Below are 22334 nucleotides of genomic sequence, written 5' to 3' on the forward strand. Positions count from 1 at the left end.
CTTTCAATTCAGATCAGTTCGTGATGGCGTCGACAAGCCGGGATATCAACGTTGCCAGGCAAGCAGTTCGACTCCCGCAACGGCAAACACCGCGGATAGCGTCCCTTCAATCCAGCGCCGGAGTCTGGCATACAGGGCGATCATCGGAGCGGTCGAGAAGAGGACCGCATAACCACCGAACACGATGACGCCGAGGAACGCGCAACCGCCGATGATCGCCGGCAAGATACCGCCGGGGGCGTTCTCCCGAAGCCCAAGGGACATGATTGCCATCCAGGCCAGAACCGCCTTCGGGTTTCCGATATGCATCAGAATGCCCTGGCGGTAGAGCCACCGATAGCGAGGTGTCGAGCGTCCCGGTTCCGTCTTCGCGAAGTCGGAGCCCGGTTTCAGTGCCGACCTGCCCGTGCGGAACGCCAGATAGAGCAGATAGACACCACCGACCATCTTGATGACGATAAGCGCATCGGCATAGGCCGTCAGCACGGCGGAAATGCCGGTCGCCGCCAGGATCGCCCAGAAGAGTGAGCCCGTGATGACGCCGGCCGCCAGAACGAGGGCCGGGAGACGGCCGTCACGCATCGCCGTTCCCATGATCGCCATGTTGCTCGGCCCGGGACTGGCGGTCGCGATGAGATAGGTGCCGTAGGCGAGTGCGATCTGACTGGCGATCATTCGATTTTCTCCAGAGCGGCGGGGCGTCTCCAGCGTTAGCGCTGGAGGTCTCCGCGATGAACGATATGGACCTTGTTGCCGTCAGGATCGCGTAGATAGGCGCCGAAGTAGCCGTCACCGTAGTGAGGGCGTAACCCGGGTGCGCCGTCGTCCGTCCCGCCGTGCTCGAGACCATTCGCGTAGGCCGTGTTCACGGCTTCTTGCGAGGGGGCCAGAAAAGCGACCATGCTGCCGTTGCCGATGGTCGCCGGCGCGCCATCGTAGGGGAGGTAGACATAGAAGCGCGGCAGCGGCGTTTGACCGTTTACCCAGCAAAGCGCTGCGGGCCCGCCATCGGACATGACGATGCGACGCTTCAGTCCGAGCGGAACGAGCACCGCGTCATAGAAACGGCCTGCCCGCCCAAGATCACGCGCCCCAACAGTTACATGGCTGAACATTTGACCCTCCACGCGCCCGTCGTGGCGATCGGGCGCTTCCAGAAATGCATGTTACCCTTGTTGTTTATATAAATAGTGTCACGTGACACTAATATCTAGGCGGCGAACATGCTCCTGCAATCCCCCTGGTCGCCACGGCTGGCCGACATCGAGGCGAATACGGCCGAGCGGCTGGTCCTCGCCCTGGCCGACGACATCATCGAGGGGCGGCTGACGGGAGGCGACCGTCTGCCCGCTCATCGCGATCTCGCGTTGAAACTGGGAATCGGCCTTGGCACGGTGACGAAAGCCTATGCCGCGCTTGAACGGCGAGGCCTGACGCGCAGCATCAAGGGTCGGGGAACCTTCGTGGCGATCCGCCAGGCGCACCATGATCGTCAGATCGACCTTTCGTCCAATGTGCCGCCGGCCATGCTCGACGCGCGCCTGCTGGCGCGCACATTGACGGGGATCGCACGCAAGATCGATGCGGACCATCTCAATCTCTATGCCCCGCCCGCTGGACATATGGAGCACCGACGTGTGCTGGCCCGCTGGCTCGAAACGCAGGGCCTGATGGTGGAGCCGTCGCATCTGGTGCTGACGAGCGGCGCCCGCCAGGCGCTGTCATTGGCCTTCGAGCTTGCCTGCGGCTCGCAAGGGCTGCTTCTGACCGAGCGGATTACCTATCCCGGCGCGATCGCGCTGGCTCGGCGCAACGGATATCGGCTGCAAGGCGTCGCGACCGACGCGCAAGGGATGGTTCCGGCGGCACTGGCGGACGCACTCGACGGCACCGCATCGACCGGCAACAAGGCGGTCTATCTCACGCCGACGCTGCACAACCCGACCACCGCGACGATGGGCATGGAACGAAGGCAGGCCATCGCGGATATTTGCCGCCGGGCGGGCGCGTGGATCATCGAGGACGGCGTCTATGCGTCGGCAGAGCCGGCTTTGCCACCGCTTGCGGCGTTGGCGCCCGAGATCGCCTTTCATGTGAACGGGTTGTCCAAATCGCTTGGCCCCGGTTTGCAGATCGGCGTGCTCGCGCTGCCGGCCGGACTCGACGACGCAGCGGAAGACACACTGCGAGACCTGCCCATGGCTCCGTCGCCGCTCGCTTGCGCGGTGGTCGAGGAATGGTTGGCCACCGACGTCATCTCCTCGATCCAGCGGGATCTGCATCATGAGGCGCGGCGTCGATCCAATCTGGCCGTCGCTCTCCTCGGCGCGAGCGAACTGGTCTCGCATCCTGGCGCCTACAACGCGTGGCTGCCGATGGAGCGTGACGCTGCCAATCATTTCGCATCCGTTGCTGCGGCGATGCGTATCAAGTTGACTCCTCCGGAATCCATGATGGTGAACCCGGAAGATCGGGCGAGCGGGATTCGACTTTGCCTCGGCGGCTCGTCGTTCGACGATCTGACAGAAGCGCTGACGCTTCTGGCAGGGCTGCTGAAGCAGCGCGCTTGACGCTACCGGGCGGGCACCGTACCTATCCAGCGGTAGCGCGCCGCATGCAGGCGCTGGCCCCCGCAGCGCCAGGCAGGATCCGGCTTGTATCGATATCGGCAGCCCAGGCTACCTTGCCGGGATGGCGGCCGCCAGCGGCAAGCGCGCTGCGAACATCCCCCCGCATCATCTGGAGCGGTTCCCGTGCCGTCGCCGCTCACGCGTGCGGGCGCACGAGCGAACGCAAGTACATCGGCACCTTGGCCTTGGTCGTTGCCTGGACACGTGACATCAGCGCGTGATCGATGCGATCCAGCCCGTAAGTCCGCGAAATGTCCTGCTGCAAGCGGCACCACAGATGACCGGCCATCTCGGCATCGACCATTGCCCGGTGCGCGCGGCCCGATTGCGGCAACCGCAGCATCTCGGCCAGGCTCGACAGGCGGTGACTCCGGGCATCCGGGTAGATGCGCCTCGCCACCAGCATCGTGCACGCAAAGGAATGATCGGCCGACATGTCGAGCAGCCCGAGTTCAGACTGCCAGAAGCGCTTGTCGAAGCCGGCGTTGTGGGCCACGACCGCATGCTTGCCGACGAACGCCGCCGCTTCTTTCATGACTTCGGACGCCGGCGGCGCAGCAGCGATCATGTCGTTCGTGATGCCGGTGAGCGCGACGACATCGGACGGGATGCGTCGGCCTGCATTCATCAAGCTCTGGAAACGGTCGACGACTTGCCCGTCGCGCAGCAGGATGACGGCAATTTCGGTCGCGCGGTCGCCCAGATTCGGCGACAGCCCGGTTGTTTCGAAGTCCAGTACCGCGACGGTTTGCATGGTTGAATTCGGGTACGTCATCAGAGGGTGTCGAGTTTGGCCGAGAGGGTAGCATCTTCGGGCGCGCGAACGGCGGGTTCATCGCGCGGCGAGCGGGCCGGCTGCCGATTGACGATAATGAAAATCTCGCTCCAGGCCTGTCGGACATGCTGCCGTGACTCAACTGACGCTACCCGGATTCGATGCGCCGCCGCCGGTCCCTCTGCACCGCTTCTTTTTCGCCGTGATGCCGGATCCGGCCGCGGCGGGGCGCATTGCCGGCATGGCCAAAAGCATGCGGCTGGAGAAGGACAGCCTGGTGGGCACCGAGCGTCTGCACATCACGCTGGGCTCTCTAGGCGACTTCGCTTATGTGCCGGACGCTACGCTTGCGCTGGCCCGTGCGGTCGCGGACCGCGTGGATGTGCCGTCTTTCTCCGTGAGGTTCGACAAGATCATCAGCTTCAACGGGCGGCCCGGTCATCAGCCGCTGGTGCTGATGGGGCGGGCCGGTCTGGAAGACTTGATCGACTTTCGACGGCAGTTGCGACGTGCGCTCAAACAAGAGGCGGGGCTGAGCATTCTTCCCGCGAGTTTCACCCCGCACGTGACGCTGCTGTATGGCGCACAGAGGCCCGATGAGTATCGGATCGAGCCGATTACCTGGACCGTGTTCGACTTCGTCCTGGTCGATAGCTGGCTCCGCAAGTCGCACTACGACGTGTTGGGGCGCTGGCCGCTGACGACCGGCAGCCCCTCGGGATGATTGTGATGCCGCAAGTGTGGTGTCGTTTTCAGCGCATCCGGAGCGGGCCGATGCAGTGTCCCGTTCTCGCCCGAACTCCGGCTCAGTCCCGATCGCCCTGCCGATAACAAAGATGAATCAGCGGATAAGGCCGACCTTGTCCATCCCGTGCCGATCGCCCGCAGCGCTCGAATCCGAGTCGTTCATAGAATCCCGCCGCCGCCTGGTTCTGTTCGTTGACGTCGGTCGACAGGTCGGGATGGCGCTTGAGCGCTTCCTCGACCAGCCGCCGCCCGACCCCCGCACCATGGTGGGCGGGATCGACGAACAGCGCTTCCATGTGGCTGCCGTCGAGCAGCATGAAGCCGATCGGACGATCGCTCTCGTCGACGGCCAGATCGAGCGGTGCGCCCGGCAGAAACGCGACGACCTCGGATTCGATCGAACGACGATCGTCGTCGCTCAGGAAGTGATGCGTGGCATCGACGGCATTGCGCCAGATATCCAGTACGCGTGTGGCGTCAGCCTCGGTGGATTGTCGAATTCTGATCATGGTTTGATGTGTGGTGATCCGGCGCTCGGCAGGTAGCCGGCTCCGTGACGGAGCGAACGCATCGCGGTGATGCGCAAGCGACAGCGAAGTGTCAGGCGCTTGGCGGACGCGCGTTGCCCAGCGCCGCCGCCCGCTCGATCGCCCGTCGCGCGACGTCGCGCCCGCCCGCGCTCATCGGCAAATCGTCGCGGTCGAGCATCGTCGATGCCGAACCAGCGCGCGTCGAGCGCGTCGGCGGCGGCGGTCGGCATGCCGCGCAACCATCTGCACAGCACCGCGACCATGACGAAATGCTGGCGCACGGCGCCGTGCGCATCGTAATCGAACGCGTCCAGCGCGGTAAAGGCGTCGAGCGCCTCCACGTCGACCCGTCGTTTCTTCCGCGATCTCGCGCACGACCGCATCCGCGAGCGGTTCGTCCGGCTCGATCTTGCCGCCGGGGAAGCCCCAGCAGCCTGCATCGGGCGGATTCGCGCGGCGCACGAGCAGCGCGTCGCGCTCGCGCAGCACGATGCCGATCACGGCGGGAACGGGGCGCAACGGTGCAGCGTGGCCGGGTGCGGACATGGTTGTGCCTACCCGCCGGTGGGAACGAATACGTGGGCGTGCACGCGGCTCATCGCGCGTCCCCGGTACGCTGTTCGATCGCACGAATCACGGCGACCATGTCGGCCGCGCCATGTCCGGCCTGCTCGGTTTCGGCGTAAAGCGCGTGGCAGATGTCGAGCAGCGGCGACGCGATGCCGATGCCGCGCGCGGATTCGGCGACGAGGCGCGCGTTCTTCAGCACGTCGGTGATCGCGGCCTGCACCGAGAAATCTGCCGCGACGAGCTTGCCGAGCTTCACGCGCGACACGTCGCTCGCCATCGGGCCGGCATTCAGCACGTCGGCGAAGCGCGCGAGGTCGATACCGTGACGTTGCGCGAAGTGCGTGGCTTCGGCGAGACCGGTGACCATCGTGATCAGGAACAGGTTGACGGCGAGCTTCATCGTCAGCGCCGACGGCACGTCGCCGCACACGAAGCTGTCGCGGCACAGCGGCTTCACGAGCGCGCGGACGGCATCGACGTCGTCCGGCGCGCCGGCCAGCATCACGACGAGCTGACAGGCTTCGGCCGGCTTGCGCGAGCCCGATACGGGCGCCTCGACGTAGCGGCCGGACGCGGCGGCGATGTCATCGGCGAGCGCGCGCGAGTAGTCGGGCGCATTCGTGCCCATGTTGACGATCGTGTGTCCGCCGACGCGGGCGGCAAAAGCGGGCGAGCCGCGCGCGAGGGCGGCATCGATCGCCGCGTCGTTCGCGAGCATCAGGATCACGGTGCGGCAGGGCACGAACACGTCGTCGATGTCCTCGGCCACGCGTGCGCCGGCGTCGCGCAGCGCGTCGTCGCTGCCGTGCGAACGGCTCCACACGACGAGCGGCGTGCCGGCCCGCGCGAGATTGAGCGCCATCGGCGTGCCCATCACGCCGAGGCCGACGAATCCGACTGCGGTTTGCATGGTGCGGCTCCAACGGTAGGTGGCGACGATCGTGGGCGTCAGTATCGCAGCGTTTTCGCACGCCTGCCATCTGGCATCTGGCCCGCGCGACCGCGGAAGCCGCGTCGTCGCCGCTACACGAGGTCCGCCAGGTACGGCCACGGATAAATGCCGCGTGCATGGCCGTCGCCGAACAGGAAGCGCACCCCGTAGCCGAGCGCTTCCACGCCGTCGAGCTTCAGGGCCGGCCGCACGTCGATGCGGCCGCCGTCGAGCCGAATCTTTCGGCATTCCGCACACGGGCAATCGCAGCGCAACCGCGCATAGTCGATGCGTTGCGTCGCGCCGTCGGGCCAGTGCAGCGTCAGTACGCGTGCCGGGTGATCGAGTGCGATTTCGGTCGGCGCGATCATCGCGACGCCTCGTCGATCTGTCCGATCGCGATCCGCACGGCCTTGCGTACTTCGGGGTCGCGATCGTCGAGCGCGTCGTGCAGCGCGGGCAGCGTCGCCCGGTCGCGCAATTCGCCGAGCGCGAGCGCGGCTTCCTTGCGCAGATTGCTGATCGCATGCGAGAGCAGCGCGACGACGGCCGATGCCGCGGCCGCATCGCGCAATTGCCCGAGTGCGCGTACGGCGCGCACGCGCACTTGCCAGTAATCGTCGTCGAGCGCGGCGACGAGCGGGTCGCGCGCAACGGTGACGCGCAGCTTGCCGAGCGTGGCCGCTGCTTCCTCGCGAACCTGCCATTCGGCGTCACGCAGCGCCGCGAGCAACGCGGTGACGACGGCCGTATCGCCGGCAGATGCAAATCCAATTGCACCGACCGCGGCGCGCCGCACGTCGGCATCGGCGTCCGTGGTCGCGACGCGCGCGAGCGGCGGCAGCGCGCGGCCGTCCTTGAGCCAGCCGAGGACGACGACCGCCTCCGCGCGTACGGCAGCGGCGCTCGCATCGAGTGCGCGCAGCGCGGGTGTGAACGCGTCGGGGTCGCGCAACTCGCGCAAGCCGCGCAGCACGGCGCCGCGTACGAACGGCTCGGGCCGGTCGGCCCACCGGCACAGCACGGCGCCCGATGCGGCATCCTTCAGTTCGGACAGGCTCTGCGCGGCAGTTGCGCGCACGCCATCGTCCGGATCGAGCAGCGCGTGGCACAGCGCGTCGACGACATCGGGCTGTTCCCATGCGTCGAGCACGCGCGCGGCCTCGCTGCGCACGTCGGCCGACGGGTCGTCCCGTAGCGTCGCGACGAACGACGGCACGAGTTCGGGCGCTTCGAGATCGGCGAGTTCGAGCAACGCGATGCGGCGCACCGATGCATCGGCTGCGGCGAGGCGCGCGACGAGCGCGGCATGATCGGCGGCCGGCACGCCGGGCAGCGGGAACGCGGAGGAAGAAGTGGTCATGGAAAAAGTCGGTGCGGTGAATGGGCAGGTACGCGCGCTCAGGCGGCGGCGCGCAACAGCGCGAGACAGCGGCGCTTGATGTCGACGAACGCGGGCTCGGTCGTGCTGTCGTCGGTGCGGGGCCGCCCGAGCGGCACGCGGATGTCGGCGACGATGCGCGCGGGCCGCGGCGACAGCATCAGGATGCGGTCGCCGAGAAACAGCGCTTCGTCGATATCGTGCGTGACGAACAGCACGGTCGTGCTGATGCGCGACCAGATGTCGAGCAGCAGCGTCTTCATCATCTTCAGGCCGAACGCGACGTTGTCGATCACGCGCTTCCACGGAAACAGCGTGAGTCCGGTTGCGGGGGAGCGGTGCACGGCTGGCGCGCCGTGTCAGCGCAGCAGGTAAGGGATCTCGACCTTGACCGCCCCGGTCGGGCAATCGCGTTCGCACGGCATGCAGTACCAGCATTCGTCGAACTGCATATAGGCCTTGCCCTTGGTGACGTCGATCGCGAGCAGGTCGAGCGGGCACACGTCGACGCACACGGTGCAGCCCTTGTCGGCGATGCACAGCGACTCGTCGATCGTCACGGGCGCGCTGCTGCGCTGGAAGATGTCGTGCGGGGTATGGGGCATGGCAAGGTTCCTCAAAGGGCGGCCGCGAGCGCGGCCGGTTCGCGGATGCGCAACTGCGCGTAGGCGCCGCGTTCGTCGTCGGCAAGCGGCACGACGTACGGTTCGACCGGCCGCTTCTCGCTGCGCATCGCGCCCGCGGCATCCTTGCGCAGCCACGTGTGGCAGAACCATTCGGCGTCGTTGCGATGCGGAAAATCGACGCGATGGTGGTACAGGCCCCAGCGGCTCTCGGTGCGGAACAGCGACGCGCGCGCGGCCATTTCCGCGCAGTCGCGGATCGCGCGCACTTCGGCCGCGCGCATCAGTTCGTGCGGGTTATCGGCCTTTATTTCTTCGATATCCTCAGTAATTCCGTCAAAACGTTGCAGCCCGATTTCCATCTTGCGCGTCACCTTCGGCGGTTGCAGGTAGTCGTTCACCATGCGGCGCAGCTTGTACTCGACCTGTGCCGGCGCGAGGCCGCGCTCGCGCAGCAACGGCGCAAGCACGCGCGAGCGCTCGGCATCGACCTGCTGGTCGTCCACCGGCACGTGGTCGCGGCCGGCCGCGTAGTCGGCCGCGTTTTGCCCGGCGAACCAGCCGTACGTGAATGCGCCGAGCATGTAGTTGTGCGGGACGGCCGCCATGTCGCCGGCTGCGTACAGTCCCGGCACGGTCGTCTCCGCGCGCGCATTCACGTACACGCCCGATGCGCTGTGCCCGCTGCAGAAGCCGATCTCGGAAATGTGCATCTCGACCATCTGGCTGCGGTAGTCGGTGCCGCGCCCCGCATGGAAGCGGCCGCGGCTCGGCCGTTCGTTCGTGTGCAGGATCTGCTCGATGGTCCGGATCGTTTCTTCCGCGAGATGGTCGAGCTTCAGGAACACGGGGCCGTTGCCGCTCTGCAGTTCCTGGTAGAACTCCCACATCATCTGGCCGCTCCAGTAGTCGCATTCGATGAAGCGTTCACCCTTGCCGTTCGCGGTGAAGCCGCCGAGCGGGCCCGTCACGTATGCGCAGGCCGGGCCGTTGTAGTCCTTGATCAGTGGATTGATCTGGAAGCATTCGAGGTTCGCGAGCGCGGCGCCCGCGTGATAGGCCATCGCGTAGCCGTCGCCCGCGTTGGTCGGGTTCTCGTACGTGCCCATCAGGTAGCCCGATGCCGGCAGCCCGAGGCGGCCGGCCGCGCCGCAGCAGAGGATCACGGCCTTTGAGCGGATCACGTGGAAGTCGGCGGTGCGGCAGTCGAAGCCGAGCACGCCGCTCGCGCGACCCTGCGCGTCGGTCAGCACGCGCGTCGCGACGATCCGGTTGGTGATCGCAATGCGTGCGCGCTTCAGTTGCCGGTACAGTACCTTCTTGATGTCGTGTCCTTCCGGCATCGGCAGCACGTACGAGCCCATGTGATGGACCTTCTTCACCGCGTAATCGCCGGTGCCGTCCTTCTCGAACTTCACGCCCCAGCGGTCGAGCTGCTCGATCGTCGCGAAGCTGTGCGTCGCGTACGCGTACACGGCCTCTTGATCGACGATCCCGTCGTTGGCGATCGTGATCTCGCGCGTGTACTGCTCGGGTGTCGCATGACCGGGAATCACCGCGTTGTTCAGGCCGTCCATTCCCATCGAGATCGCGCCGCTGCGTTTCACGTTGGCCTTCTCGAGCAGCAGCACGCGCAGCGACGGATCGCGCTCCTTCGCCTTGATGGCCGCCATCGGGCCGGCCGTGCCGCCGCCGACCACGACGATGTCGTATTCGTGCACATGGGTATTCATCGCGGGTTCCTTGCAGGTTTGCGCGCCTTCTGCCGGTCGACGCGCAACCGGTACTGGAAGGCGTCGCCGCGGAAGTAGAGATATTCGTAGTCGATCGGCGCACCCGAAGCGTCGTGCGTGAGGCGCTCGATGCGCAGCACGGGGCTGCTTTCCTCGACGTGCAGCGCGTCGACGATTTCGTCGTCGGCGAGGATCGCGTCGATCGACACGTCGGCATGGCCGAGCGGGATGCCGCAGTCGTTCTCCAGGATCAGGAAGATGTCGCGGGTCGCGAGATCGGCGCCGGCGAGGCGCTTGCCGAGCGCTTCGGGCACCCAGGTCTGTTCGAGCGACACGGGTTCGCGGTTCAGCAGCCGCACGCGATGGATCTCGACGAGCGGCGCGCCTTCGGGCACGTTCAGCTTCGTCGCGAGATGGCGATCGGCCTTCACGGTGCGCAGGCTGCGCAACTGGTTGACGATCTCGTAGCCCATCGACGACATCGCCTCGGCGAACCCCTGCAGCGACGTCACGTTCTGGAACGCCTTCGGCTTCGACACGAATGTGCCCTTGCCGTGCAGCTTGAACAGCAGGCCTTCCTTCTGCAGGTCGCCGAGCGCCTGGCGCACCGTGATGCGGCTGACGTCGAACATCGCGCAGAGCTCGTGCTCGGACGGCATCCGGCTGTGCGGCGCATAGGTGCCGTCGAGAATGCGCGCGCGCAGCGTGTCCTTGATCTGCACGTAGAGCGGGGCCGCGGACAGCGGCACGACGTTGGATGGGGTCATCGGTCAACTTGTTATGACAAGATGGGGCGAGTGTAGCCAGCGCAAGTGCGCGCCCCAACCAACCATTTCTGCTTTCGAATTTCCCGTTGCGGAAAAGCGGGGCGGCAGGTGGCGGGGCGACCGGGTGATCCGCCCTTGCGAGCCGCGCGGAATTGCCGACAATAAAAAATCCACGGCCCATGCGCCGCGCATGTCGATTTCCCGATGGGTCGCCCGTCGTATCGATATCGACCGGGCAGTGCGCCGCGCCATGCGGCCGGCACCCGGTTGCCGCGAATGGCGCAACGAGCGAGGAGATGCCCCATGACACGCCACATGCCGGATTCCCGATACCGCTGGGTGATCGTCGCCGCGGGCGGCCTGATGGGCTGCGTCGCGATCGGCGCGATGTTTTCGTTACCGGTGTTCCTGCGGGCCATCGCGCACGATACGGGCTGGTCGATGACCGGCATTTCCGCCGCGATGACGCTCGGCTTCATCGCGATGGCGTTTGCGAGCATGGCGTGGGGCAGCCTGTCGGACCGCGTCGGCACGCGGCCGGTCGTCATCGCGGGCGCCGTGCTGCTGTCGGCGAGCCTGGCGCTGGCGAGCCGCGCGCCGTCGCTGCTCATGTTCCAGTTGACCTTCGGCCTGGCCGTCGGCAGCGCGACGGCCGCGATATTCGCGCCGATGATGGCGTGCGTGACCGGCTGGTTCGACACGCACCGCAGCCTCGCGGTATCGCTCGTGTCGGCCGGCATGGGGATGGCGCCGATGACGATGGCGCCGCTGGCCGCATGGCTCGTGTCGGTGCGCGACTGGCGCACGTCGATGCTGCTGATTGCCGCGCTGGCGGCCGTCGTGATGATTCCGGTGTCGCTGCTGGTGCGGCGGGCGCCGGCGCTCGACGCTGCACCCGCGCACGCGACGCCTGCGCCCGCGTCCGTTGGCGCGCCCGCCGCGATGTCGGTCGCGGATGCGCTGCGCTCGCCGCAGTTCATGGTGCTGCTGCTGACCAACTTCTTCTGCTGCGCGACGCATTCGGGCCCGATCTTCCATACGGTCAGCTACGCGGTGACCTGCGGGATTCCGCTGATCGTCGCGGTGTCGATCTACAGCGTCGAAGGGCTCGCGGGCATGGGCGGCCGGATCGCGTTCGGGATCCTCGGCGACCGCCTCGGCGCGAAGCGCATGCTGGTCGCCGGGCTGCTCGCGCAGGCGCTCGGCGCGCTCGGCTACTACTTCGTGCGCACGCTCGACGGCTTCTACGCGGTCGCGACGCTGTTCGGCTTCATCTATGCGGGCGTGATGCCGCTGTATTCGGTGCTCGCGCGCGAGAATTTCCCGCTGCGGATGATGGGCACCGTGATCGGCGGCTGCGCGATGGCCGGCAGCCTCGGGATGGCCGCGGGCCCGGTCGCCGGGGGCCTGATCGTCGATGCATTCGGCAGCTACGGCTGGCTGTACCTCGGCTCGTTCGCGATCGGGATCGGCGCGTTCCTGATCGCGACGATGTTTCGCCCGTTCGCGAAAGCGCGATCGGAAACGATGGCTGCGTAATGGGGGAACGGAGGCGGGGCGCGTCGCATTTTCGCTGGATCGGCAGGGTCGCCGCATCGTCGTGGATAAAAAAATTGGGTCCGGACATCGCCTCCGTCCGGAAGCGTCCAAACGGCGCTCAGCCTGCTGCGGCGCAGCAGAGCGGCAAGTGACGGCGATCGGCGCGCATGCGCGGCGATTCGGCCCCTAAAAATGCAATATCGAGCATATATTCGAAGGGCCTGTCATACCGGCGTCACCCTGCTAGAATTCGGCCTGCCGCATTGTTCCGATTGACTGATGAGACTGCTTGACGCCCTGGTCGAACAACGTATTGCCGCCGCCGCCGCGCGGGGAGAGTTCGACGATTTGCCGGGTACCGGCGCGCCGCAGGCGCTGGATGACGACCTGCTCGTGCCCGAGGAGGTGCGGGTGGCCAACCGTATCCTGAAGAACGCGGGCTTCGTGCCGCCGGCCGTCGAGCAACTGCGCGCGCTGCGCAACCTGCACGACGAAGTGCAGGCGGTCAGCGACCGTGCCGCGCGCTGCCGGCTGCAGGCGAAGATCCTCGCGCTCGACATGGCGCTCGAATCGCTGCGCGGCGGCCCGATGGTGATGCCGCGCGACTACTGCCGGCGCATCGCGGAACGCCTGTGCGAGCGCGGGCTCGACGACGCGCCCGCCGAAGCGGGGACGATGTGACGTCCGACGCGCTGCACGACGCAGCCCGCTCGGCAGCCGCCCCGGCCGCTGACCCCGCCGCCGATTCTCCCGTTCACGACACCGCGCCCGTATCGGCGCGCGACCTGCATTTCATGCGTCTTGCGCAGGCCGCCGCCGAAGAGGCGCGCGCGGCCGGCGAAGTGCCGGTCGGCGCGGTGCTCGTGCGCGGCGACGAAGTGATCGCACGCGGCTTCAACCATCCGATCGGCGGGCACGACCCGTCCGCGCATGCCGAAATGGCCGCGCTGCGCATGGCCGCGCAGCAGCTGCAGAATTACCGGATGCCCGGCTGCGAACTGTACGTGACGCTCGAGCCGTGCCTGATGTGCGCAGGCGCGATCATGCATGCGCGCATCGCGCGGGTCGTCTATGGCGCCGCCGACCCGAAGACGGGCGCGTGCGGCAGCGTGATCGACGCATTCGCGAATCCGCAGCTCAACCACCACACCGAAGTGACCGGCGGCGTGCTCGCCGACGAATGCGGCGCCGCGCTGAAGTCGTTCTTCGCCGAGCGCCGTCGCGCGTTGCGCGAAGCGCGGCTCGCCCGCGACGCCGAATCCGGCGCGTCATAGGCGCTCCCGCCGCGCCCGGCGTTCCGGGCGTGCACGGTTTTCGTGAACCGGACACGGTTCGGACCCTCTAAGCAGGTTTGACGACCCCGACACCTTTCGCCATGTCCTTCCAGCCCGCCGCGTCCTACACCATCCGCCTGCTGGCGCCGTCCGGCTATCCGCACGACCCCGACGCGATCAACCGCGCGCTCGAGCGCCTCAGCACCGCGCAGCAGCGCATCGAGAACATCGAGGCGACGCAGCGGCGCTTCCAGCGTTTCGGCGGCACCGACGGCGAGCGGGCAGGTGACCTGAACCGCCTGGCCGATCCCGAGCGGCCGTTGCCGGACATCGGGCTCGCAGTGCGCGGCGGCTACGGCGCCGCGCGCATCCTGCACGGGCTCGACTATCGCGGGCTCGAACGCCGGCTGCGCGACCAGCCGGTCGCGCTCGTCGGTCACAGCGACTTCACGGCGATCCAGCTGGCGCTGTACGCGAAGGCGCGCATCAAGACGTTCGGCGGCCCGATGCTGTCGGCGGATTTCGGCGCGGAAACGCCGAGCGACTTCACGATGCAGCATTTCTGGCAGACGCTGACGCAGCCGAGCACGACGATCGTCGCCGACGCACCGCAGGTGCAGACGGTGAACGTGACGGGCACGCTGTGGGGCGGCAACCTCGCGATCCTCACGTCGCTGGTCGGCACGCCGTACATGCCCGACATCGAGGGCGGCATCCTGTTCATCGAGGACGTCAACGAGCAGCCGTTCCGGATCGAGCGGATGATCTATCAACTGCACCTGTCGGGGCTGCTCGCGCGCCAGCAGGCGCTCGTGCTCGGCCAGTTCACCGGCGCGCGGCCGTTCGAGTACGACAACGGCTACGACATGCAGGCGATGATCGACCAGGTGCGCGCGGTGGTCGGGATTCCAGTCGTCACGGGGCTCCAGTTCGGCCATGTGCCCGACCTGCTGACGCTGCCGTTCGGTGCGCACGCGCAACTGGTTGCGAATGCGCACGGGTTCCGGCTCACGCTGTCGGACTATCCGCATCTCGGCTGATGCCGGCGCGATCGATCGAAAGGCGGGTTTCCCCGCCTTTTTCTTTAGGTAAATGCGCAACTAACGGTCCATATTTTTCGTCGACGCCCACGCGATCTTCGTCTGGTTTTGCACCATTTTTGTCAACAAAATAGCCGGGAGGGTATACGACGAGAAGGGCCTCTGTCTTGCTTGTCAGGCTTGTCGTGCATGGATTTTGTGCGCGCTGCACCGAATGGGGACACGCCATCGCACGCCGGTTGTGCGGAATCCCGCAAAAGAATTGTTGACAATCTTTATGTCCATCCTAGGATGAGGACCATCACGCGATGCAGATCATGAACGAGCCCGATTCCCATCCATCCGGTGCAGCCGGTCCCGAAGCGATCGCCGAGCGGATCCGCACCGCGATCCTCGAACATCGGCTCGCGCCCGGCGCGAAGCTGACGGAGGCGCAGCTCTGCGACGTATTCGGCGTGAAGCGCGGGACGATCCGCCAGGCGCTCGCGCAGCTCGCGACCGACAAGCTGGTCGAGCTCGAGCCGAACCGCGGCGCGTTCGTCGCGAGCCCGACGCTGCAGGACGTGCACGAAGTGTTCGAGATGCGCCGGATCATCGAGCTTGCCGTGGTCGAACGGCTCGCGACCGGCCCCGGCGCCAGGCGGCTGAAGGGCGTCGCGGCGCTGATCGACAAGGAGCGCAAGGCGTTCGAGCGACACGACTTCGCGGCGTGGATCCGGCTGTCGGGCGAATTCCATACGGCGCTCGCGACGCTGATGGGCAATGCGACGCTCAGCGAGTGCCTCGAAGGGCTCGTCGCACGCTCGACGCTGATGTCGGCGCTGTACGAATCGCACGGGCGCAGCCCGTGCTCGTGCGACGACCACGACGAGATCCTCGCCGCACTGGAGGCGGGCGATCCGAGGCAGGCGGTGACGCTGATGGCGCGCCACCTGCAGCATGTCGAACTGAAGATGCTGGACCGGCCCGCGCCAGGGCAGGTCGATTTGCGCGAAGTGTTCGGCGGCGCCTGAGCGGCGACGCGAACCCGGCCGCGCGCCACACGACGAGCGCAATGCAGGCCTGCGGTGTTTGCCGCGGGCCGCTGGTCCGACTCCGGGCGACGATCCGGAGCGATATCGATGACGGTGGAGCGGCCACCCGGCCGCGTCAAGGAGAAGTCATGGCTCAGTTCAGTGTGGCGCACGACAGCGCCTATCCGGCGGAAGAAGGCGGCGAGGGCGGTGGTCCGGCACTGCCGGATGGTTATAGTGAACGTCTGTACAACGAAGATTTGGCACCCCTTAAAAATCAGACATGGGGCGCGTACAACATCTTCGCGTTCTGGATGTCGGACGTGCACAGCGTCGGCGGCTACGTGTTCGCGGGCAGCCTGTTCGCGCTCGGGCTGACGAGCTGGCAGGTGCTGATCGCGCTGATCGTCGGCATCGGCCTCGTGAACGGGCTGTGCAACCTGATCGCGCGGCCGAGCCAGCAGATCGGCGTGCCGTATCCGGTCGCGTGCCGCGCGACGTTCGGCGTGCTCGGCGCGAACGTGCCGGCCGTGATCCGCGGGCTGATCGCGATCGCGTGGTACGGCATCCAGACTTATCTCGCGTCGAGCGCGCTCGTGATCGTCGTGCTGAAATTCTTCCCGCAATGGCTGCCGTATGCGGACGTCCATCGCTACGGCTTCCTCGGGCTGTCGGCGGTCGGCTGGGCCGGCTTCATGCTGCTGTGGGTGCTGCAGGCGTTGGTGTTCTGGAACGGGATGGAGACGATCAAGAAGTTCATCGACTTCGCGGGCCCGGCCGTCTACGTCGTGATGTTCATCCTCGCCGGCTACATGGTGTGGCGCGCGGGCTGGCGCAACATCGGCATCAACCTCGGCGGCGTCAAGTATCACGGTGCGGAAGTGATTCCGGTGATGATCACGGCCGTATCGCTCGTCGTGTCGTACTTCTCCGGGCCGATGCTCAACTTCGGCGATTTCTCGCGCTACTGCCGCTCGTTCGGCGACGTGAAGCGCGGCAATTTCTGGGGGCTGCCGGTCAACTTCCTCGCGTTCTCGCTCGTCACGGTGATCACCACCGCCGCGACGCTGCCGGTGTTCGGCGAGCTGATCACCGACCCGGTCGCGACGGTCGGCCGCATCGACCATCCGACCGCGGTGATCCTCGGCGCGCTGACGTTCACGATCGCGACGATCGGCATCAACATCGTCGCGAACTTCGTGTCGCCCGCGTTCGACTTCTCGAACGTCGCGCCGCGCCTGATCAGCTGGCGCGCGGGCGGGATGCTCGCGGCCGTCGCGTCGATCTTCATCACGCCGTGGAACCTGTTCAACAACCCGGCCGTGATCCACTACACGCTCGACGTGCTCGGTGCGTTCATCGGTCCGCTGTACGGCGTGCTGATCGCCGACTTCTACCTCGTCAAGCGCGGCCGCCTCGTGCGCGACGACCTGTACACGATGTCGGAAAGCGGCGCCTACTGGTATACGGGCGGCGTGAACCGCCGCGCGCTGGCCGCGCTGCTGCCGGCCGCGGTGATCGCGGTCGTCTGCGTGATGGTGCCGGGCTGGCAGGACGTCGCGAATTTCTCGTGGTTCATCGGCGCGGGGCTCGGCTTCGTGTTCTACCGGCTGCTCGCGAGCGCGAAGGCGTAAGGAGCGTGCGATGAAGATCCGACTGATCAATCCGAATACGACGCAGCGGATGACCGACGCGATGGGCCGCTGCGCGCGCGAGGTCGCGGCCGCCGGCACGGAGGTCGTGGCCGTGAGCCCGCCGATGGGGCCGCCGTCGATCGAAGGGTATTACGACGAGGCGTTCGCGACGCCGGGCCTCCTCGCCGAGGTCGCGCGGGGCGAGCGCGACGGCTGCGACGCATACGTGATCGCGTGTTTCGGCGATCCGGGCCTGTATGCGGCGCGCGAGCTTGCGCGCGGGCCGGTGATCGGCATCGCCGAGGCCGCGATGCACGCCGCGAGCGTGCTCGCGCCGGGCTTCTCGGTCGTCACGACGCTCGCGCGCACCTGCGGGATGGCGTGGCACCTCGCGGAGCGCTACGGGATGAAGCGGTTCTGCCGCAACGTGCGCGCGACCGACGTCGCGGTGCTCGAACTCGACCGGCCCGGCTCGGCCGCGCGCCGGATCATCGTCGACGAATGCCGGCGCGCGCTCGACGAAGACGGCGCCGACGCGATCGTGCTCGGCTGCGCGGGGATGGCCGAATTCGCGCACGAGATCGAGCAGCAGATCGGCGCGCCGGTGGTCGAGGGCGTCACGGCGGCCGTCAAGTGGGCCGAGGCGCTCGTCGCGCTGCGCCTCGCGACTGCGAGGCGCGGCGACTACGCGCGGCCGCTGCCGAAGCGCTACGACGGCGCGTTCGCCCGCTTCAGCCCGCCGGACGGGGATGCAGCGGAACCGGGCCCGAATTTGCCGCAACCGCACATACACACCGTCTGACACGCACTATCTGCGCCGCTGTATGGGCGCGTATGAACGTTTTCGCTACACTGGGCCGTCATCGCATCGGCTCGTGCGGCCGGCCTCCGGCACCCGCGCGGTCGATGCGAACCCATTACTTCAGCCCGCTCGTTGAGCCGGCTTTCGTTGCACTTCGAACCATGCCACTCGATCCCAACTATCCTCGCGACCTGATCGGCTACGGCCGCCATCCCGTTCAGGCGAACTGGCCGGGGCGCGCCCGCGTCGCCGTGCAATTCGTGCTGAACTACGAGGAGGGCGGCGAGAACTGCGTGCTGCACGGCGATCCGGGCTCCGAGCAGTTCCTGTCCGAAATCGTCGGCGCGGCCGCGTATCCGGACCGCCACATGAGCATGGAGTCGATCTACGAATACGGGTCGCGGGCCGGCGTGTGGCGCATCCTGCGCGAATTCGAGAAGCGCGGGATGCCGCTGACGGTGTTCGGCGTCGGCATGGCGATCGAGCGTCATCCGGAGCTCGCGCGTGCCTTCGTCGAGCTCGGCCACGAGATCGCGTGCCACGGCTGGCGCTGGATCCACTACCAGAGCATGACGCCGGAACTCGAAGCCGAGCACATGCGCCTCGGGATGGAAGCGATCGAGCGTGTGACGGGCGAGCGCCCGCTCGGCTGGTATACCGGCCGCGACAGCCCAAACACGCACCGCCTGGTCGCCGAATACGGCGGCTTCCTGTACGACTCCGACAACTACGGCGACGACCTGCCGTTCTGGATGGACGTCGAAGTGTCGGGCGGCCGCAAGTCGCCGCAACTGATCGTGCCGTACACGCTCGACACGAACGACATGCGTTTCGCGACGCCGCAGGGCTTCAACACCGGTGATCACTTCTTCGACTACCTGCGCGATGCATTCGACGTGCTGTACGCGGAGGGCGACGAGGCGCCGAAGATGCTGTCGATCGGCATGCACTGCCGGCTGCTCGGCCGGCCGGGCCGGTTCCGCGGGCTGCAGCGGTTCCTCGATCACATCGAGCAGCACGATCGCGTATGGGTGACGCGCCGTGTCGATATCGCGCGTCACTGGCGTGAGCATCATCCGTATCAGCCCAATCATCGAAACGAAGGGAAAGCATGAAGGCGATGCGCTACACGTTGGAACAACTGAACACGATGGCGCCGAGCGCATTCGTCGCGGCGCTGTCGGGGATTTTCGAACATTCGCCGTGGGTGGCCGAAGTCGCCGCGGGCGAGCGGCCGTTCGCGAGCATCGACGCGCTGCACCAGACGATGTCGGATGCGGTGGAAACCGGCGGCGAAGCGCGCCAGCTCGCGCTGATCAACGCCCACCCGGAGCTGGCCGGCAAGGCCGCCGTGCGCGGCGAGCTGACGGCCGAGTCGACCCGCGAGCAAAGCGGCGCGGGCCTCGACCAGTGCACACAGGAAGAATTCGACAAGCTGCTGACGCTGAACCGCACGTATCGCGAGAAGTTCGGCTTCCCGTTCATCCTCGCGGTGCGCGGCTACGACCGCCACGGCATCATCGCGAACTTCGAGTCGCGCGTGAATCATTCGCGCGACGAGGAGCTGCGCGCGAGCCTCGACCAGATCTACCGGATCGCGCGCTTTCGGCTCGACGACCTGATCGACGCCTGACACCGCCGCCTGACACCGCAATACGGCCAGCTGCGTCGCAGCGGCCCGATCGCCTCACTGAAACAAGGAAACATCATGGCTGTTCCGCTTCTCGATCCGAACGCACCCGATTTCACGCGGCGCTACGTGAATCTTGCCGACCCGCGTCTCGGTGCGCAGGCGCTCGAGGCCAGCGACGATTTCTTCGCGCCGAAGGACCGGATGCTGAACCCCGAGCCGGCCGTCTTCATCCCCGGCAAGTACGACGACCACGGCAAGTGGATGGACGGCTGGGAAACGCGCCGCAAGCGCACGACCGGCTACGACTGGTGCATCGTCAAGCTCGCGCGCCCGGGCGTGATCAAGGGCTTCGACATCGACACGAGCCACTTCACCGGCAACTTCCCGCCGGCCGCGTCGATCGAGGCCGCGTTCGTGGCCGACGGCGCGCCGACGCAGGCGACCGAGTGGGTCGAGATCGTGCCGTCGACGACGCTGCAGGGCAACAGCCATCACTACGTCGAAGCGAGCGACACGCGGGCGTTCACGCACCTGCGCGTGAACATCTACCCGGACGGCGGCATCGCGCGCCTGCGCGTGTACGGCCAGCCGCAGCTCGACTGGGCCGGCGCGAGCGCGACCGAGCAGTTCGACCTCGCGGCGATGGAAAACGGCGGTTACGTCGTGGCGGCGAACAATCAGCACTTCGGCGTCGCGTCGAACCTGCTGCTGCCGGGCCGCGGCGTGAACATGGGCGACGGCTGGGAAACCCGCCGCCGCCGCGAACCGGGCAACGACTGGGCGATCATCGCGCTCGCGCAGCCGGGCGTGATCCGCAAGATCGAAGTCGATACCGCGTTCTTCAAGGGCAACTACCCGGATCGCTGCTCGATCCAGGCCGCCTATGTGTCGGGCGGCACCGACAGCTCGCTGATCACGCAGTCGATGTTCTGGCCGGTGCTGCTCGGCGAACAGAAGCTGCAGATGGACAAGCAGCACTACTTCGAGCAAGGCATCGCGTCGCTCGGCCCCGTCACGCACGTGCGGCTGAACATCATTCCGGACGGCGGCGTGTCGCGCCTGCGTCTGTGGGGGACGCTCGACAAATGAAGACGCTTGCCATCGAACCGCTGACCAAGGAAGCGTTTGCGCCGTTCGGCGACGTGATCGAAACGGAAGGGGCGAAGCAGATCCCGATCAACCTCGGCACGACGATCCGCTTTCACGATCTCGCGAAAGTCGACGTGACCGATGAGGGCGGCCGCACGCTCGTCAACCTGTTCCGCGGCCAGCCGCGCACGCTGCCGTTCGAAGTGAAGATGCTGGAGCGGCATCCGCTCGGCAGCCAGGCGTTCGTGCCGCTGAACGACCAGCCGTATCTCGTCGTCGTCGCGCCCGCGGGCGATCTCGATCCGGCGAAGATCCGCGCATTCGTGACGAGCGGCTGGCAGGGCGTCAACTATGCGAAGGGCGTGTGGCATCACCCGCTGATCGCGCTCGGCGGCGTGAGCGACTTCATCGTCGTCGATCGCGGCGGCGACGGGCTGAACCTGAACGAGCAGGATCTGCCGGAGTCGCTGTGGCTCACCGAGGATGCACTGGATGCGCTGACGGCCTGAGTCAGGCTGATCGTCTGTCTGTCGAAACCCGCGCAATCCGCGCGGGTTTTTTTATGTGCGGTTGTTTTCTCGCGAATCAGGTCGACGCGGCCTTGCTCCTGTCGCGCGAACCGTTGCCGCCGCGCCGCCGGTTCGTAACCGGCGCATGCTGCGCCATCAGCTCGGCGACCCAGTCGACGAACACGCGCAGCTTCGCGCTGACGTGCCGGTTCGGCGGGAAGGCGACATACATCGGCATCGGTTCGAGTTGCCATTGATCGAACAGCGGCACCAGCTCGCCATTCGCGCGATACGCGGCGGCCATGTAATCGGGCAACCACAGGATGCCGAGCCCCGCGAGGCCGGCTTCGAGGTACGCATTGCCGTCGTCGACCGCGAGCACGTAGCGCCCGCGCACGTGGACCTGTTCGCCGTCGCCTGCCATCGCAAACGGCAGCGCCTTGCCGGTGCGCGCCCACAGAAAGCCGACCACCCGGTGATGCGTGTCTTCGAGTTCGCCCGGATGCGACGGCGTGCCGGCGCGCGCGAGATAGGCGGGTGACGCGTACACGCCGAGCCGCAGGTCGCCGATGTGGCGCGCGACCAGCGAGCGGTCGGTCGGCTCGCCGCCGCGCACGACGCAATCGACGTTCTCGCCGATCACGTCGACCACGCGATCGCTCACGCCCATGTCGAGCTGGATGTCCGGATAGCGCGCATGGAACGCGGGCAGTGCGGGGATCAGGATCAGGCGCGCGAACGGGCTCGGCACGTCCACGCGCAGCCGCCCGCGCGGCGACGCCGACGCCGCGGACAGGCTCGTTTCGGCATCGTCCATGTCGGCCAGCAGCCGCACGACGCGCTCGTAGTACGCGGCGCCGTCGGCGGTGACGACGACCTTGCGGGTCGTGCGATTGAACAGCTTCACGCGCAGCCGTGCTTCGAGCTGCTGCACCAGTTGCGTGACGGTGGTGCGGCTCATGTGCAGCGTGTCGGCTGCCTTCGTGAAGCTGCCGGCTTCCACCACGCGGGCGAACGCCTGCATTGCGTCGAATCGATCCATCGGGTCCAGGCTCCGCGTCGGTCGCAGATTGTTTGGCGTGACCAAACAGTGTTGGACAGGGTTGCCGGTTTA

Annotated in this window: 24 protein-coding genes and 2 pseudogenes; 13 read left to right on the plus strand and 13 right to left on the minus strand. The window is 67.0% G+C overall.

The window, feature by feature from the left end; translation table 11 throughout:
- Window positions 1-45 precede the first annotated feature (45 nt).
- Both HWW87_RS06050 and HWW87_RS06055 read right to left on the minus strand, forming a co-directional pair.
- Entirely contained in the window at window positions 46-675 is a 630-nt protein-coding gene (locus HWW87_RS06050) for a LysE family translocator (protein WP_175819609.1), read from the minus strand.
- Between the two features lie 35 nt (window positions 676-710).
- Window positions 711-1115 carry a VOC family protein gene (locus HWW87_RS06055; protein WP_175819610.1) on the minus strand — a complete coding sequence of 135 codons (405 nt, stop codon included), beginning with the start codon at window positions 1113-1115 and terminating at the stop codon, window positions 711-713.
- Window positions 1116-1223: 108 nt separating this feature from the next.
- Between HWW87_RS06055 and HWW87_RS06060 the strand changes: the two genes are divergently transcribed.
- The gene (locus tag HWW87_RS06060; RefSeq protein WP_175819611.1) at window positions 1224-2570 is read left to right on the plus strand and encodes a PLP-dependent aminotransferase family protein; all 1347 of its coding nucleotides are present in this window, start codon (window positions 1224-1226) and stop codon (window positions 2568-2570) included.
- A 196-nt stretch (window positions 2571-2766) separates the two neighbouring features.
- Here HWW87_RS06060 and HWW87_RS06065 read toward each other — a convergent pair whose 3' ends face one another.
- Complete coding sequence (locus HWW87_RS06065; protein WP_175819612.1) at window positions 2767-3384, minus strand: 3'-5' exonuclease; 618 nt, start codon at window positions 3382-3384, stop codon at window positions 2767-2769.
- Window positions 3385-3538: 154 nt separating this feature from the next.
- Here HWW87_RS06065 and HWW87_RS06070 point away from each other — a divergent pair, with 154 nt between their 5' ends.
- The gene (locus tag HWW87_RS06070; RefSeq protein ID WP_175819613.1) at window positions 3539-4129 is read left to right on the plus strand and encodes a 2'-5' RNA ligase family protein; all 591 of its coding nucleotides are present in this window, start codon (window positions 3539-3541) and stop codon (window positions 4127-4129) included.
- Between the two features lie 82 nt (window positions 4130-4211).
- Here HWW87_RS06070 and HWW87_RS06075 read toward each other — a convergent pair whose 3' ends face one another.
- From HWW87_RS06075 to HWW87_RS06115, 9 genes and pseudogenes are all read right to left on the minus strand, one after another.
- A complete protein-coding gene (locus HWW87_RS06075; RefSeq protein WP_175819614.1) occupies window positions 4212-4661 on the minus strand; it encodes an acetyltransferase in 450 nt (149 codons plus the stop codon).
- 91 nt (window positions 4662-4752) lie between these two features.
- Window positions 4753-5228, minus strand: a pseudogene (locus HWW87_RS06080) (NUDIX hydrolase).
- Window positions 5229-5277: 49 nt separating this feature from the next.
- Complete coding sequence (locus tag HWW87_RS06085) at window positions 5278-6162, minus strand: NAD(P)-dependent oxidoreductase (RefSeq protein ID WP_175819615.1); 885 nt, start codon at window positions 6160-6162, stop codon at window positions 5278-5280.
- 113 nt (window positions 6163-6275) lie between these two features.
- Window positions 6276-6554 carry a gamma-butyrobetaine hydroxylase-like domain-containing protein gene (locus HWW87_RS06090; protein ID WP_174389317.1) on the minus strand — a complete coding sequence of 93 codons (279 nt, stop codon included), beginning with the start codon at window positions 6552-6554 and terminating at the stop codon, window positions 6276-6278.
- Window positions 6551-7546, minus strand: a complete 996-nt coding sequence (locus tag HWW87_RS06095; protein ID WP_175819616.1) for a HEAT repeat domain-containing protein — start codon at window positions 7544-7546, stop codon at window positions 6551-6553. Before HWW87_RS06095 ends, HWW87_RS06090 begins: the two co-directional genes overlap by 4 nt.
- Before the next feature lie 38 nt (window positions 7547-7584).
- A pseudogene (locus tag HWW87_RS06100) lies at window positions 7585-7881 on the minus strand (hypothetical protein); the annotation flags it as partial.
- Window positions 7882-7923: 42 nt separating this feature from the next.
- The gene (locus tag HWW87_RS06105) at window positions 7924-8169 is read right to left on the minus strand and encodes a ferredoxin family protein (protein ID WP_174431441.1); all 246 of its coding nucleotides are present in this window, start codon (window positions 8167-8169) and stop codon (window positions 7924-7926) included.
- A gap of 11 nt (window positions 8170-8180) precedes the next feature.
- Entirely contained in the window at window positions 8181-9920 is a 1740-nt protein-coding gene (locus HWW87_RS06110) for a fumarate reductase/succinate dehydrogenase flavoprotein subunit (protein WP_175819617.1), read from the minus strand.
- Window positions 9917-10687: a GntR family transcriptional regulator gene (locus HWW87_RS06115; RefSeq protein ID WP_126362084.1), complete on the minus strand. Its 771-nt coding sequence runs from the start codon at window positions 10685-10687 to the stop codon at window positions 9917-9919. Before HWW87_RS06115 ends, HWW87_RS06110 begins: the two co-directional genes overlap by 4 nt.
- A 315-nt stretch (window positions 10688-11002) precedes the next feature.
- On the opposite strand from HWW87_RS06115, the gene HWW87_RS06120 reads away from it, so the two are divergent.
- The 11 genes from HWW87_RS06120 to HWW87_RS06170 all read left to right on the plus strand — a co-directional run bounded on the left by HWW87_RS06120 (window position 11003) and on the right by HWW87_RS06170 (window position 21220).
- Complete coding sequence (locus HWW87_RS06120; RefSeq protein ID WP_175820680.1) at window positions 11003-12226, plus strand: MFS transporter; 1224 nt, start codon at window positions 11003-11005, stop codon at window positions 12224-12226.
- A gap of 279 nt (window positions 12227-12505) precedes the next feature.
- Window positions 12506-12907 (plus strand): DnaJ family domain-containing protein, encoded by a 402-nt coding sequence (locus HWW87_RS06125; protein ID WP_027784729.1) that lies wholly within the window; start codon window positions 12506-12508, stop codon window positions 12905-12907.
- Window positions 12904-13500 carry a tRNA adenosine(34) deaminase TadA gene (gene tadA, locus HWW87_RS06130; protein ID WP_175819618.1) on the plus strand — a complete coding sequence of 199 codons (597 nt, stop codon included), beginning with the start codon at window positions 12904-12906 and terminating at the stop codon, window positions 13498-13500. Before HWW87_RS06125 ends, tadA begins: the two co-directional genes overlap by 4 nt.
- Before the next feature lie 101 nt (window positions 13501-13601).
- Window positions 13602-14540 (plus strand): muramoyltetrapeptide carboxypeptidase, encoded by a 939-nt coding sequence (ldcA, locus tag HWW87_RS06135; RefSeq protein ID WP_175819619.1) that lies wholly within the window; start codon window positions 13602-13604, stop codon window positions 14538-14540.
- 308 nt (window positions 14541-14848) lie between these two features.
- Window positions 14849-15553, plus strand: coding sequence for a GntR family transcriptional regulator (locus tag HWW87_RS06140; protein ID WP_175819620.1), 705 nt, complete (start codon window positions 14849-14851; stop codon window positions 15551-15553).
- 149 nt (window positions 15554-15702) lie between these two features.
- On the plus strand, window positions 15703-17187 hold the full coding sequence (locus tag HWW87_RS06145) for an NCS1 family nucleobase:cation symporter-1 (protein ID WP_175819621.1): 1485 nt from the start codon (window positions 15703-15705) through the stop codon (window positions 17185-17187).
- 10 nt (window positions 17188-17197) lie between these two features.
- Complete coding sequence (locus HWW87_RS06150; RefSeq protein ID WP_175819622.1) at window positions 17198-17989, plus strand: aspartate/glutamate racemase family protein; 792 nt, start codon at window positions 17198-17200, stop codon at window positions 17987-17989.
- A 161-nt stretch (window positions 17990-18150) separates the two neighbouring features.
- Window positions 18151-19104, plus strand: coding sequence for an allantoinase PuuE (gene puuE, locus HWW87_RS06155; RefSeq protein ID WP_175819623.1), 954 nt, complete (start codon window positions 18151-18153; stop codon window positions 19102-19104).
- Window positions 19101-19622, plus strand: a complete 522-nt coding sequence (gene uraD, locus HWW87_RS06160) for a 2-oxo-4-hydroxy-4-carboxy-5-ureidoimidazoline decarboxylase (RefSeq protein ID WP_174389327.1) — start codon at window positions 19101-19103, stop codon at window positions 19620-19622. The genes puuE and uraD overlap by 4 nt, the downstream gene beginning before the upstream one ends.
- Window positions 19623-19697: 75 nt before the next feature.
- Window positions 19698-20711: an allantoicase gene (alc, locus tag HWW87_RS06165; RefSeq protein WP_175819624.1), complete on the plus strand. Its 1014-nt coding sequence runs from the start codon at window positions 19698-19700 to the stop codon at window positions 20709-20711.
- Entirely contained in the window at window positions 20708-21220 is a 513-nt protein-coding gene (locus HWW87_RS06170; RefSeq protein WP_175819625.1) for an ureidoglycolate lyase, read from the plus strand. The genes alc and HWW87_RS06170 overlap by 4 nt, the downstream gene beginning before the upstream one ends.
- 76 nt (window positions 21221-21296) lie before the next feature.
- On the opposite strand, the gene HWW87_RS06175 is transcribed toward HWW87_RS06170, so the two are convergent.
- On the minus strand, window positions 21297-22262 hold the full coding sequence (locus tag HWW87_RS06175; protein WP_175819626.1) for a LysR family transcriptional regulator: 966 nt from the start codon (window positions 22260-22262) through the stop codon (window positions 21297-21299).
- Window positions 22263-22334: the final 72 nt, after the last annotated feature.

This window comes from Burkholderia sp. BCC0419 (assembly GCF_902830285.1).
Taxonomy (GTDB): domain Bacteria; phylum Pseudomonadota; class Gammaproteobacteria; order Burkholderiales; family Burkholderiaceae; genus Burkholderia.

What these genes read in the sequence shown, in the direction of transcription:
- HWW87_RS06050 (WP_175819609.1), bottom strand. Translation starts at nt 675, where the DNA reads ATGATCGCCAGTCAGATCGCACTCGCCTACGGCACCTATCTCATCGCG.
- HWW87_RS06055 (WP_175819610.1), bottom strand. Translation starts at nt 1,115, where the DNA reads ATGTTCAGCCATGTAACTGTTGGGGCGCGTGATCTTGGGCGGGCAGGC.
- HWW87_RS06060 (WP_175819611.1), top strand. Translation starts at nt 1,224, where the DNA reads ATGCTCCTGCAATCCCCCTGGTCGCCACGGCTGGCCGACATCGAGGCG.
- HWW87_RS06065 (WP_175819612.1), bottom strand. Translation starts at nt 3,384, where the DNA reads ATGCAAACCGTCGCGGTACTGGACTTCGAAACAACCGGGCTGTCGCCG.
- HWW87_RS06075 (WP_175819614.1), bottom strand. Translation starts at nt 4,661, where the DNA reads ATGATCAGAATTCGACAATCCACCGAGGCTGACGCCACACGCGTACTG.
- HWW87_RS06085 (WP_175819615.1), bottom strand. Translation starts at nt 6,162, where the DNA reads ATGCAAACCGCAGTCGGATTCGTCGGCCTCGGCGTGATGGGCACGCCG.
- HWW87_RS06090 (WP_174389317.1), bottom strand. Translation starts at nt 6,554, where the DNA reads ATGATCGCGCCGACCGAAATCGCACTCGATCACCCGGCACGCGTACTG.
- HWW87_RS06095 (WP_175819616.1), bottom strand. Translation starts at nt 7,546, where the DNA reads ATGACCACTTCTTCCTCCGCGTTCCCGCTGCCCGGCGTGCCGGCCGCC.
- HWW87_RS06105 (WP_174431441.1), bottom strand. Translation starts at nt 8,169, where the DNA reads ATGCCCCATACCCCGCACGACATCTTCCAGCGCAGCAGCGCGCCCGTG.
- HWW87_RS06110 (WP_175819617.1), bottom strand. Translation starts at nt 9,920, where the DNA reads ATGAATACCCATGTGCACGAATACGACATCGTCGTGGTCGGCGGCGGC.
- HWW87_RS06115 (WP_126362084.1), bottom strand. Translation starts at nt 10,687, where the DNA reads ATGACCCCATCCAACGTCGTGCCGCTGTCCGCGGCCCCGCTCTACGTG.
- HWW87_RS06120 (WP_175820680.1), top strand. Translation starts at nt 11,003, where the DNA reads ATGCCGGATTCCCGATACCGCTGGGTGATCGTCGCCGCGGGCGGCCTG.
- HWW87_RS06125 (WP_027784729.1), top strand. Translation starts at nt 12,506, where the DNA reads ATGAGACTGCTTGACGCCCTGGTCGAACAACGTATTGCCGCCGCCGCC.
- ldcA (WP_175819619.1), top strand. Translation starts at nt 13,602, where the DNA reads ATGTCCTTCCAGCCCGCCGCGTCCTACACCATCCGCCTGCTGGCGCCG.
- HWW87_RS06140 (WP_175819620.1), top strand. Translation starts at nt 14,849, where the DNA reads ATGCAGATCATGAACGAGCCCGATTCCCATCCATCCGGTGCAGCCGGT.
- HWW87_RS06145 (WP_175819621.1), top strand. Translation starts at nt 15,703, where the DNA reads ATGGCTCAGTTCAGTGTGGCGCACGACAGCGCCTATCCGGCGGAAGAA.
- HWW87_RS06150 (WP_175819622.1), top strand. Translation starts at nt 17,198, where the DNA reads ATGAAGATCCGACTGATCAATCCGAATACGACGCAGCGGATGACCGAC.
- puuE (WP_175819623.1), top strand. Translation starts at nt 18,151, where the DNA reads ATGCCACTCGATCCCAACTATCCTCGCGACCTGATCGGCTACGGCCGC.
- uraD (WP_174389327.1), top strand. Translation starts at nt 19,101, where the DNA reads ATGAAGGCGATGCGCTACACGTTGGAACAACTGAACACGATGGCGCCG.
- alc (WP_175819624.1), top strand. Translation starts at nt 19,698, where the DNA reads ATGGCTGTTCCGCTTCTCGATCCGAACGCACCCGATTTCACGCGGCGC.
- HWW87_RS06170 (WP_175819625.1), top strand. Translation starts at nt 20,708, where the DNA reads ATGAAGACGCTTGCCATCGAACCGCTGACCAAGGAAGCGTTTGCGCCG.
- HWW87_RS06175 (WP_175819626.1), bottom strand. Translation starts at nt 22,262, where the DNA reads ATGGATCGATTCGACGCAATGCAGGCGTTCGCCCGCGTGGTGGAAGCC.